Source organism: Marinifilum caeruleilacunae, assembly GCF_013141825.1.
Lineage (GTDB): Bacteria > Bacteroidota > Bacteroidia > Bacteroidales > Marinifilaceae > Marinifilum > Marinifilum caeruleilacunae.
Genome location: NZ_RZNH01000014.1, coordinates 26,749 through 39,001 on the forward strand (window position 1 = coordinate 26,749; position 12,253 = coordinate 39,001).

Consider the following 12,253-nt stretch of genomic DNA (forward strand, 5'->3'; position numbering starts at 1 on the left):
TTGAGCTGAACTCATATCCTTCGAAGAACGAAGGATATGATATCAGATTTATGAAAAAATGAGCTTACTTCTGAACTGTTTCTGTAGCAGTCCACTCAAACAATGCTCCATCGTAAACTTTTACCTTAGGGTAAGCCAAAGCAGATTTAAGTGCCAGGTAAACGATTCCTGCACGAACACTCGATTCGCAGTAAAGAATTACTTCCTTATCTTTTGTAATACCTGCAGCAGTAAATAATGCCTGTAATTCTTCTTTCGATTTTAGTTTGCTTTTGCTGGTCATTACATTCTTAAACTCAAGGTTGATAGAGTTAGGAATATGTCCCTTAGGCAATTTAGATTCTTTAATTCCCTTGTATTCGTCAGCCGAACGTACATCTACCACAACTGCGGCAGCCGAATTTGTTGCTTTTTTCACCTGAACCATATCGGCAATAGCAGCTTTATTTATTGCAACATTAAATGTAGTTGCTTTTCTCTTTACAGGATTTTTGGTTACAGGCTTACGAGCCATTCTCCAGGCTTTCATGTGTCCATCAAGAACTTTTACGTCCTTCGCACCTAAATACTTTAAAATCCAGTATACACGACCCGAATATTTTCCCGATCCATTATCATACAATACAATGGTGTTGTTGTTGCTAATTCCTTTAGCACCTAAAATTTTAGCGATTTCGGCTGTTGATTTTAAGGTACTTTTTGGTTCTGCCTTATACAGATCTTTATGATTTACATGAATCGCACCGTCAATGTGTACTTTCGCATAATCAGTAGCTTTACGTGTACTTACCAGCACCACGTTATCATTGTTCTTGATCTTTAGAAATTCTTTTACAGAAATTACATCCTGAGCAAATGTCATTTGCATGCCAAGAAAACAAACAAATGCAAGCAATATCATTTTTTTCATCATCTAATTTTTTTGAGTGTTATTAAAAAATTGGGAGGTATTTCACTCCCAATCAATCAATTGTTAAAACTTCACAGTTACCTGTAACATGAAAATATCATTATCAATTTCATCAGCTCTTTCTGCACGGTACACGTAGTTTGCCTGAATCTTGGTCCAATCGTTCAAGAAATAGTTCAAACCATAAGTTGTACAGAATTCTGTGTTGTTGCCCATATCTTTATCCGAATCGAAGAATTCGCATTTAAATACTGGCTGAAGGTTGTTGTTGAACTTGTACATTGCCATGATAAAACCACCATCGCGTTTCACGCTACCCTGATGTAAGGTTAGCTCTTCGCCACAACCTCCACCGGTTGTATAAGATCCAACATCTTTACCATATAAGTATTCGGCTTGCAACATAAAAGCACCAGTTTTGTACTGAAGGTCGGCACCATATCTTGTTCTTTCGTCATCAGGCATTCCTGCTGTAGCAGAAGCTGATTCACCATACTTGTAACTTGCACCAATTTTGAAGTTCTTATGAGGATTTAATACTACACGTGCAGCGTAATCCTTCTTCTTGTTGTCGTCCTTATCGAATAAGCCAGTACCATTGGTTACTGCAAAACTGTACTGGAACAAAGTGGTATCGGCTCCACCTAAAATCATAAAACCACGGTCACGATCTGGAGTAGCCAATTGCTCAACAACTCTCGAACGGTTTATTGTGTGTAGTTTGTGACAAGGTGTATTCAATTCCATTGAGATAGGCGACTTGAAAGAACCCAGTGAAATTTTAGCAAAATCGAAACGAGAATAGGTTACAAATGCATCCAAAAGGTAAGCATCTCCATCATGTCTTGTATTATCAGGACTTGCTTCCAATACTACATAGTAGCTGATATCGTAAGGAATTTTCCCCATTACACCAATTCGTGCACGATTAAAATCGAATGTGTTGGTATCGTCGTTCGCAGCATTTTCGTTGTACTGATATTTTGGCTGAATAAAACCAAAAACGTTAACACCTTCGCCCGATGGTTCGTCGCAACCCTGTGCATTTACCATCATTGGAAGACAGAAAGCAATTGCAAATAGTAATGCATATAATTTTTTCATGATTATCTTTTTTAGGTTTTGGGAATTGCATTTCAAATGCTTGCTGTGCAATTCCCGATATTCGGTTAGTTTTTTGAATATTTTTTATTCCTGTACTAGTTTACCAATGGTAAATCGGTTGTTGGCGTGCTAAACTTGTGACTTTCCAATGATGGATAAATCATGTTGTTCGAACCAAATTTTAATGAAACTGCATCGTAACCCAATACACTTAGATAAGCAGTAATCATAGAAGAAGTCTGACCAGTCCAACAGTAAGTACATACTGTAGCACTTGCATCAAGATTTTTCAACTCGTCATTTTCAAGGCTTAAAGGCTTAATTCTGTACGCACCTGCAATGTGACCATACTTGTCAACATCTGCCTGATCCCAGAAATTGTTAATGAAATAGTTTGCTGGAGATGTTAATACATCTGAAGCTTTTACTCCTTTAAATCCACCTGAAGTCATTGCTGTAACTCTTTCCTGAAGAATGGCAGCTCCTGTAGTAGCCGAAGAAGTTAATGTTGGATATTCGAAAGTTTGAGGAGTTTCTACAGCTGTAGTTACCCAGTTTGCATGACCTTCACCGTTAGCGCCATTTGTAGCACCTGAATTGTTTTCCCAGGAAGCAGATAAAGTTGAATTCCAACCACTCATACCCCATTTAAGTACTTTAGCATCGGTGTATCCGCTTAAGCGCAATGCAACTACTGCATGACCCGCAGTTTGACCAGTGTAACAAGCAACCAAAATTGGTTTCGTTGTACTTGCAGCATCAGCTACAATATTTCCTAATGATGAGTTTATTGCACCATCAATATGTCCATTATTGTAATCGGTTTCCGAACGGATATCGATGATATCGTAAGTAGAAAGGAAGGTATTCAAATCAGCTTCTGCTGGAGCAGCTGTAATCCATCCATTTAAAATGTCCGGTAAATCAAGATCATTGGCTACCAAATAATCAGATAAAGTTTCGAAAGGATTGGTTTCTACCGGGTTAGAAGTAACAAGTGGTAAATCGGTTGTTGGAGTAGAAAACTTATGACTTTCCAATGATGGATAAATCATGTTGTTCGAACCAAACTTCAGAGAAACTGCATCATAACCAATTACATTAAGGTAAGCAGTAATCATAGAAGAGGTCTGACCTGTCCAGCAGTAAGTACATACTGTAGCATCAGAATCAAGATTTGCCAATTCGCCACCTTCGATACTTAAAGGCTGAATTCTATATGCACCAGCAATATGTCCGTAATGGTCAACATCGGCTTGTGCCCAATAGTTATTAATAAAATAGTTCGATGGATTTGTTAACACATCGCTTGCAGAAACACCTTTGAAACCAGCAATAAGCATTGCATTTACTCTCTCTTCAAGCATGGCTGCACCTGAAGTAGCAGTTGTACTGAAACCAGGGAAGTTAAAAGTCTGATTTGTAGCCACAGGAGTAGTTACCCAGTTTGCATGTCCTTCACCAACTGCACCATTGGTAGCACCTGAGTTACTTTCCCATTTGCCCGATAGAGTTGAGTTCCAACCGCACATCCCCCATTTTAATACTTTGGCATCTGTGTATCCGCTTAAGCGCAATGCAACTACTGCATGACCAGCAGTTTGACCAGTATAACAAGCAACCAAAATTGGTTTTGTTGTACCGTTGGCTGTATTCAAAATATTGTCTAAAGATGAATTCACAGCACCTTCGATATGACCTGCTGCATAATCGGCTGCCGATCTGATATCAATAATATCATAAGTATTCAGAAAAGTTGCTAAATCAGCTTCTGCTGGCGCTGCAGTAATCCAACCATTCAAAACATCCGGAAGATCAAGGTCATTCTCGACCATATAGTTGGTTAATGTTTCAAAATTAACCGTTAGATCAGGACCCGGCTCTGGAGTATACACATCATTCTCTTCCTTACAAGAAGTCAGAAGTAATGCGGGTACCAATGTAAAAATAAAGAAAAACTTCATTAATTTTTTCATGACTCAATAGTTTAGATTTGTATTAGTTTAGGGTTTAATTAGGTTAGATAGTTCAAGTTTTAACATCCGCCTGAATCTTCTTCTTCAGTTGCGGCATATTCCATCCCACCTTCTTCAATATTATCTTCGCTGATTTCGGGATAAGCTTCGTGCCAGCCATGCCAGCCTCCGCTAATTACCTTCACATTTTTGTATCCAAGCTGCTGTAATTTTAAGGCAGCCAACGGACTACGATTACTCTTCTTGCAGTACAGAATCAGTAATTCTTCCTTTTCTGGTACATACAATCCTTCTTCATCCCATACCTTTTCGCTTGCAATTCTAAATTCCAGAACTCCTCTTGGAATAGATACCGACCCGGGGATATAACCTTTATCATGTTCCTTTGGCAGGCGTACATCTAATAATACATATGGATCTTCACCATTCATTAAAGTGTGGAAATCGCTTACTGTTATTTCAGTAATTTGTACTCGCGCATCAGCCACCATTTCATCAACGCTCTTGTATGTTTTTGCAGTTTGGTTCGTATTACTGCTACAAGCTGCAAGAGCAATAAGGCAGATAAAGAAAAAAGCCTTTATTGTTTTCATAGATTTGATATTTAGGTTTAAAAACTGTAACATTTTGATAAGAATTATTATATTTGCACGTTCTTATAACGTTTGCAAGTATTTTGATAAGCAGAATTGATCTTTTTGAAATAAAACTAGCCTGCCCTCAATAAAGATTTATTTCTCTATTACAATATTAAAGGATTCCCACCCTGAAATCGAGAAAACTGCATCCCAATCCGTCAACCCAGAATCGGTAATTTGAAACAAAAAGTTTGACTCCAGACAGGTCAAAACTTGATCTATTACATGTTTTTTTCCGTTATATGACATATGATTATACTCTAAATTTGTATATATTTACAGGAGTGCATACAACAACCTAAACCCCCTTACCCTATGGCAATGCCTGTAAAAACAACCTGTTGCAAAGATTGCGTAAGCAAATCTGCTTGCTTTAAGGAACTGTCTGATGAAGAACTAGTTCTGATAGACCAGGGACGCTTCGAGGTCACTTTTAAGAAAGGTGAAATTGTATGTAAGCAAGGCATGCTTGCATCTCATTTGATCTATATTAAGAGTGGATTTGTGAAAATGTATATCGAAGGAGGTCACAATAAAAACATCATTTTAACCATCGAAAAGGATGGATATATGATCGGATTACAGTCTCTTTTCGGTAATAGTGTTTTCCATTACACAGCTGTTGCCTACGAGAACACAACTGTGTGCCTTTTCGAAATGAATACCATTAGTAAAATTATTGAGCAAAACTCTGGTTTTGCTTCGAAACTCATAGCTCGCCTGAATGAAAATACCATTCGCGGATATGGACGTCTTTTCTGTCTGACTCAAAAACAGGCCAGTGGAAGGTTGGCAGATATTCTCTTATGCCTGTCCGATCGTTTGTACAAAAGCAATAACTTCGAAATGGCGCTCTCGCGAAGAGACCTTGCTGAAATTACTGTGATGTCGGTTGAAAGCCTTTCACGGGTGATTAAGGAATTTAAGGATGATAAAATCATTTCCCTGGAAGGAAGAAACCTGGAAATACTTGACAGAGAGAGGTTAGAACGAATTTGTGAAACAGGATAAAACTAATAATAAAATCAAAAAAAGGATTTCCAAAATTGGAAATCCTTTTTTTTGATATCATCTAAATCAGTTTTTTATCTTTTAGTACCTTCTTTAAGCGCTCGTGGCGTTGATCAAATTTCTTTTTTAACACCTGCATAAATTCTTTATACTCTTTGGTATCACTTATTTCCTCCAGCAAAGGATCATCTTCTAAAAACAGGATCACCCAAAATGAAAACTGATCCTCTTCGGCGAATCGTTCCAGCTCCTTAAAAGCTCTTTCCCTATCTCCTTCCTGTACGGCACAAACTGCTAAACTTAAATGTTTGTAGATGGAAGTATGTGTGTTGGCAAATTCCCTGTACGAATCAAACAACAATTTGGCTTCCTGGTATTTTCCTACCTCTTTATAAACATGAGCAATTTTAGAATCTTCTCCGGCATAGATATCCAATTTTCGCTCTTCTCGCTCTTTTACAAAAATACTGTAATACTTATAGGCTTCCTGGTAGTCTCGTTGGTAGTAGCAAATTTTTCCGATTTCCTGGAGAATATCCAGGCGTGTTTGGTCTTTATTCCAGGCAGTAATCAGAAGTTGTTTGGTTTCTTCCAAATCCTTGTTCTTAGCCAACAAAACAAAGGCTCTTAAATATTCCGAAAACAAATTGTTCGGATTGTGATCAAGAGATTTATTAATGTATAATTCTGACTCTTCCACAAAGCCAGTTTGTATCAGCGCATTACTAATATGTAAGTAGATATAGCTGGCTGTTACAGAATCGTTGGCAGCAATATTCAGTTGAATTCCTCGTAATGCATATTCGAGGTATTTTTCCGAATTAGGCATAAAATTCGCATAGAAATTCGATAGGTTATTTAATACGTAAGCAGAATTGGGTTGATACTCCAAAGCTCTTTCAAAATATGGAATGGCCGCAGCATTCTCCCCTTTTGCGAGGTAGGATAAAGCTTTTGCGATTAGGCTTTGATAATCCTTCGAATCGTATAACATGGCCTGATCGGCATTAGCCACCACCTTATCGACATGTAATTTTTCAGCCTTAAAAATATCTAAGTAATAATAGCCCATCGACTTAAATGCATAAGCACGTGCAAATTCAGGATCGAGTTCAATGGCTTTATCAAGATGAGCAATGGCTTCAAGTAAGACCTCTCTCTTCTCTTGTCGCATTAATTCCAAAGCCTTTAAATACTCATCGTATGCCTCAAGATTATCGGTAGGTGTTTTGTCCATTAACTCCTCTTCTTCGGGTGTAATAATGGCTTCTACACTACTTGCAATTTTTTTTGCTACTTCTCTCTGTAATTTAAAAATATCCTGGGCCTGCCTGTCGTACTGTTCTGCCCACAAATGCGTGTCGTTACTGGCTTTAATGAGCTGAATATTCAATAAGATCTGATCGCCTATTTTCTGACCACTTCCTTCAACAAAGTAGCTTACATTTAACTCTTTGGCAATCTCGGGAATGCTAAGGTTCGAATTTCTATATTTCTCTACCGAAGTTCGGCTGATTACCCTTACATCTTCGATTTTCTGCAGGTGATTCAAAACCGACTCCATTAAACCATTTACAATGTACACATTAGCTGAATCTTTGCTGTCGTTCTTAAAGGGTAGCACGGCAATCGATTTATCTACCTCATTATCGCCAAACTGAATTGGATTCAAAATAAAATAGGTAGAGAGTATGCTTAGCAAAACAGCAATTATTACGACAATAGTACCTTTGCGCGAATTTGGTTTTCGAGCTTCGCTTTCCTCTTTTGTTTCTTCTACTACTTCGTGCTTTCCGGTTTCGCCTGGCGGATATCCATACAACTCTCTAAAACATTTAATAAAATAAGATGTGCTGCTAAAACCAACCTGGTAGGCAACTTCTGAAACATTTGCATCGCCCTGCAGCAAAATTTCTTTGGCATTTTCTAGTCTTATTTGCCTGATAAACTGGCTCACAGAAAGATTACATTGTTTTTTAACTTTTCGCAAGAGATTGGAACGACTCATTCCTACTGCATCAGCCAATTCGGATACTCCAAAACTTTCGTTGGACAAGTTGTCCTCAACAAGTGAGGTAAGTTTTAATAGAAATTCATTCTCTTCAAATAAGTGATCGGTCATTATAGTGGGGTAAAATTGTCATCAATAAATCGGGAAAAAGATACAAATAATATCAAGATTATTCAGCAAGATATTCTGTTGTATTCTGAGGTTTTTGGTGCTTAAAAATCGCTTCTTGCATCATATTTTATACCTATGCGCCATAATTTATACTGATTCTCAAAAGCTTATATTCTTCGATTTTTAAATGATATGTGCTGCATCATGATTTGAAAGACCTTTACATCAAACAAATGTTGAACTAAAAATCAGTAAAAATGAAAGCACATAAATTATTAGCATTCGCAATGTATTTCCTATTTGTATTAGCAGTTTATTCATGCGAAAACAAGAATTCAAAATCAGACACAACAGTAAAGGCTGAGAAGGTAAAAGCTCCTAAAACCGATATTCATGCGGCTACTTTTATGGGAAATTTAAAATTAGTAGAACAGCACATTGCTGCGGGCACCAATTTAAATAGCAAAGAACCCATTGGCGGGTCTACCCCATTAATTACAGCATGCTTATTCGGCAAAACCGAAGTTGCAAAGGCACTTATCGATGCAAATGCTGATTTAAGCATTAAAAACAATGATGGCTCAACCGCCCTTCATGTTGCAGCATTCTTTTGCAGAACAGAAATTGTAAAAGCTCTTCTTGAAAAGGGTGCCGATACCAATATAAAAAACAATGCTGGTGCCACTGCTTTAGAAAGCGTTTCGGCTCCTTTTACGCAAGTTAAAGGTGTTTACGAGTTCTTTAATAAGGAATTGGGACCTCTGGGATTAAGATTAAATTTTGAAAGAATTGAAAAGGCAAGACCTGAGGTAGCTGAATTGCTGAACAAGCAAAGCTAATTCTTATTTTGCCGACAAATTGTAAACCATTAAATTCAGGGGGCAAAATGCCCTCTGGTAAATCATAGAAATCATGACAACAACAGAAAGAAGATACGATATTGATTGGCTGAGAGTGATCACCATTGCTTTGTTATTGATCTACCACATTGCCATTGTTTTTCAGCCCTGGGCTCCATTTTTAGCTTTTATTAAAAGCGATACTTCAATGGAAAGCATTTGGATTCCGATGTCTGCGCTGAATATCTGGAGAATACCATTGCTGTTTTTCGTTTCGGGAATGGGAGTTTGCTTTGCCATGCGCAAAAGATCGGGCGCACAATTACTTCAGGAACGCAGCATTCGAATATTAATTCCCTTTCTGTTTGGAATGTTTTGCATTGTTCCTTTGCATTTTCTGATCTGGAAATCTTTTTACAATCAGGACCTGGCATACATGACCAATCCAAGCCATTTGTGGTTCCTTGGAAATATATTCGCCTATGTTTTGATTTTATTGCCACTTTTCCTCTACATGAAAAAAAATCATTTCAGGATCAAAAGCAGCTTGAACAAATGGTTTAAAAGTCCACTGGCTTTGCTCTTTGTAATGATTCCTTTTGTATTGGAAGCCATTCTGGTTAATCCAAATCCTTTTGAAATGTATGCCATGACTTTGCATGGATTTATACTGGGATTATTGGCCTTTTTCTTTGGTTATATTTTCATCCTTGCCGGAGAAACACTTCGAAGATCTTTGATGAAATGGAAATGGTACTTATTAGCCTTGGCAGTAGGCATGTACACTACTCGTTTGTTGGTTTTCGAATTGCAATCGCCAAACTATCTTATGGCCATTGAGTCGAATCTCTGGATATTTGCAATTTTTGGTTTTGCTTTCCAGTATTTAAACAAAGGAAGTAAAACATTGAGCTATTTAAGCGAGGCAGCCTACCCGGTTTATATTATACATATGGCAATGTTGTATGCTGCATCTTACTTCATAGTACCGCTACAAATACCTGCAATTCTTCAGTTCGTACTAATTAACCTGTTTACATTTGCTGCTTGCTTTGTATTGTACGAATTTGTGATAAAACGAAGTATTGTATTGCGACCTTTGTTTGGACTTAAAATTAGAGTCAAACAAAAATTAGAATTGAAAACACAAGAAATACATTAATTTAATTTGTCTTCGTAATAATTTAGGAAGGATATATAAGGGTGCTCTACATCTTAGGTTTTAACAAGAAATAGTATCTATAAGTATAACGCAAGTCTGTTGCTTGATTTTACATTTTGGTGCAGAGCACCATAATCTTTATAGATAAGATATTATTATTATGAATGTAGGTACAGAGTACCGTAATATACAATATTCTTAATTGAACAGGCAATATCAGCTTAAGTAAAAATACCAGCTTGTAGAGTTATTTATTCGGAATACGAAGTACTGATTGCCTACTTTGCGTTAGGGATTGAAGTGAATACCCCACAGCGAGGAACGAGCGAGGAGTAGAAACGGAAAGCCCGACCGACGAAGGAGGGAACGCCCAAACCGTATCAATCCGTATTTCATTTCAATAGCTATCCTGAGATGATGGGATGAACAAAAAAGGCTCAGGTTTCCCTGAGCCTTACTAATCTATAATGAATCTGCTTGTCCTAAAACAAGTCTTTTAACAATGAATCTTCAACCAGGTTAGGCAGAGTAACCTTTAAATCTGGTCTACGATCCATTTCACGTTTAATCGCAAACATTGCTTCTTCGTTTCGGGCCCAGCTTCTTCTTGCAATACCATTGTTTACATCGTAAAACAACATGTTTTTCAAGCGAGCATCGGCCTCTGGAGTTCCATCAAGCAGCATACCAAAACCACCGTTGATTACTTCTCCCCAACCTACACCACCACCGTTGTGGATGGATACCCAGGTTGCTCCTCTAAAGCTATCGCCAATTACATTATGAATGGCCATATCGGCAGTAAATTTACTACCATCGTAAATGTTCGAAGTTTCTCTAAATGGCGAATCAGTACCACTTACATCATGATGATCACGACCCAAAACTACCGGTCCGATCTTACCTTCGGCAATGGCATTGTTGAATGCTTCAGCAATTTTTGCTCTACCCTCAGCATCGGCGTAGAGAATACGAGCCTGGGACCCAACAACCATTTTATTTTTCTTTGCATCCTTAATCCAGGTAATGTTATCCTGCATTTGCAACTGAATCTCTTCTGGCGACGATTCCATGATTTCCTGCAATACATTCATTGCAATTTCATCGGTCATGTCCAAATCTTCTGGCTTACCCGAAGTACAAACCCAACGGAAAGGACCAAAACCATAGTCGAAACACATCGGACCTAAAATGTCCTGAACGTATGACTTATATCTGAAATCGATGCCATTTTCAGCCATAATATCAGCACCGGCTCTTGAAGCTTCCAAAAGGAATGCATTTCCATAATCGAAGAAATAGGTTCCTTTCGCAGTGTGATTGTTCACAGCTGCTGCATGACGACGTAAGGATTCCTGAACTTTTTCCTTGAACACTTCTGGTTCTTCGCGAATTAATCGGTTCGATTCCTCGAAACTTACATCAACAGGATAGTATCCTCCTGTCCATGGAATATGCAATGATGTTTGATCGGAACCTACATGAATAAAAATCTCTTCCTGATCGAATCGCTCCCAAACATCTACAACATTACCAATGTAAGCGATAGAAACCACTTCGCTATTGGCTTGCGCCTGTTTTACGCGCTTCACCAGGTCGTCCATATTATCAACCAAGACATCAACCCAACCTTGCTCGTGACGTTTGGTTGCTGCTTTTGGGTTTACTTCAGCTGCAATGGTAATACAGCCCGAAATATTTCCTGCTTTTGGCTGCGCACCACTCATTCCACCTAAACCTGCTGTCAGGAAAATTTTTCCTGATGGAGTTTCACCTTTTTTCAAGATTTTACGGAAAGCGTTCATAACAGTAATTGTAGTACCGTGAACAATTCCCTGAGGTCCGATATACATGAAAGAACCCGCGGTCATCTGACCATATTGTGATACACCAAGCGCATTGAATTTCTCCCAATGATCTGGCTTCGAGTAATTTGGAATTACCATACCGTTGGTCACAATCACACGAGGAGCACCTTTCGATGATGGGAACAAGCCCATTGGGTGACCTGAATACATGTGCAAGGTCTGCTCATCGGTCATTGTAGCCAAATACTTCATGCAAAGCAAGTACTGCGCCCAGTTTTGGAAAACCGCACCATTTCCCCCGTAAGTAATCAGCTCTTCAGGATGTTGAGCTACTGCAGGGTCAAGGTTATTCTGCATCATTAACATGATACCTGCAGCTTGCTGTGATTTTGCAGGATACTCTTCGATTGGTCTTGCATACATTTTGTATTCAGGCTTGAAGCGATACATGTAAATGCGGCCAAAATCTAATAGTTCCTGTGCAAATTCAGGAGCCAGTTCAGCATGCCATTCTGCAGGGAAATAACGCAAGGCATTGCGAATGGCCAATTGCTTTTCCTCTACTGTTAAAATATCTTTTCTTTTAGGAGCTCTGTTGGCATCCTTTGGATATGCTTTTTTTGCAGGCAATTCCGATGGAATCCCCTGTAATATTTGTTCTTGAAATGTCATCATTTTCTCTC

The 12,253-nt window shown here is 38.4% G+C and carries 9 protein-coding genes; 3 read left to right on the forward strand and 6 right to left on the reverse strand.

The annotated features are described in order from the left end of the window. Positions 1–64: 64 nt before the first annotated feature. The 4 genes from ELS83_RS09960 to ELS83_RS09975 form a co-directional block, all read right to left on the reverse strand. Complete coding sequence (locus ELS83_RS09960) at positions 65–910, reverse strand: sulfurtransferase (RefSeq protein ID WP_171595422.1); 846 nt, start codon at positions 908–910, stop codon at positions 65–67. Positions 911–973: 63 nt separating this feature from the next. Continuing rightward, positions 974–2,014: a porin gene (locus tag ELS83_RS09965; RefSeq protein ID WP_171595423.1), complete on the reverse strand. Its 1,041-nt coding sequence runs from the start codon at positions 2,012–2,014 to the stop codon at positions 974–976. Positions 2,015–2,109: 95 nt separating this feature from the next. After that, positions 2,110–3,990, reverse strand: coding sequence for a rhodanese-like domain-containing protein (locus ELS83_RS09970; RefSeq protein WP_171595424.1), 1,881 nt, complete (start codon positions 3,988–3,990; stop codon positions 2,110–2,112). A gap of 59 nt (positions 3,991–4,049) precedes the next feature. Then, positions 4,050–4,583, reverse strand: a complete 534-nt coding sequence (locus ELS83_RS09975) for a rhodanese-like domain-containing protein (protein WP_171595425.1) — start codon at positions 4,581–4,583, stop codon at positions 4,050–4,052. Positions 4,584–4,943: 360 nt separating this feature from the next. On the opposite strand from ELS83_RS09975, the gene ELS83_RS09980 reads away from it, so the two are divergent. Next, positions 4,944–5,639 carry a Crp/Fnr family transcriptional regulator gene (locus ELS83_RS09980; RefSeq protein WP_171595426.1) on the forward strand — a complete coding sequence of 232 codons (696 nt, stop codon included), beginning with the start codon at positions 4,944–4,946 and terminating at the stop codon, positions 5,637–5,639. 61 nt (positions 5,640–5,700) lie between these two features. On the opposite strand, the gene ELS83_RS09985 is transcribed toward ELS83_RS09980, so the two are convergent. Beyond that, positions 5,701–7,761, reverse strand: coding sequence for a helix-turn-helix domain-containing protein (locus tag ELS83_RS09985; RefSeq protein ID WP_171595427.1), 2,061 nt, complete (start codon positions 7,759–7,761; stop codon positions 5,701–5,703). 257 nt (positions 7,762–8,018) lie between these two features. On the opposite strand from ELS83_RS09985, the gene ELS83_RS09990 reads away from it, so the two are divergent. Both ELS83_RS09990 and ELS83_RS09995 read left to right on the forward strand, forming a co-directional pair. Then, a complete protein-coding gene (locus ELS83_RS09990) occupies positions 8,019–8,600 on the forward strand; it encodes an ankyrin repeat domain-containing protein (protein ID WP_171595428.1) in 582 nt (193 codons plus the stop codon). 73 nt (positions 8,601–8,673) lie between these two features. Beyond that, positions 8,674–9,762 (forward strand): acyltransferase family protein, encoded by a 1,089-nt coding sequence (locus tag ELS83_RS09995; protein ID WP_171595429.1) that lies wholly within the window; start codon positions 8,674–8,676, stop codon positions 9,760–9,762. A 482-nt stretch (positions 9,763–10,244) separates the two neighbouring features. On the opposite strand, the gene hutU is transcribed toward ELS83_RS09995, so the two are convergent. After that, positions 10,245–12,245, reverse strand: a complete 2,001-nt coding sequence (gene hutU / locus ELS83_RS10000) for a urocanate hydratase (RefSeq protein ID WP_249414436.1) — start codon at positions 12,243–12,245, stop codon at positions 10,245–10,247. Positions 12,246–12,253 lie beyond the last annotated feature (8 nt).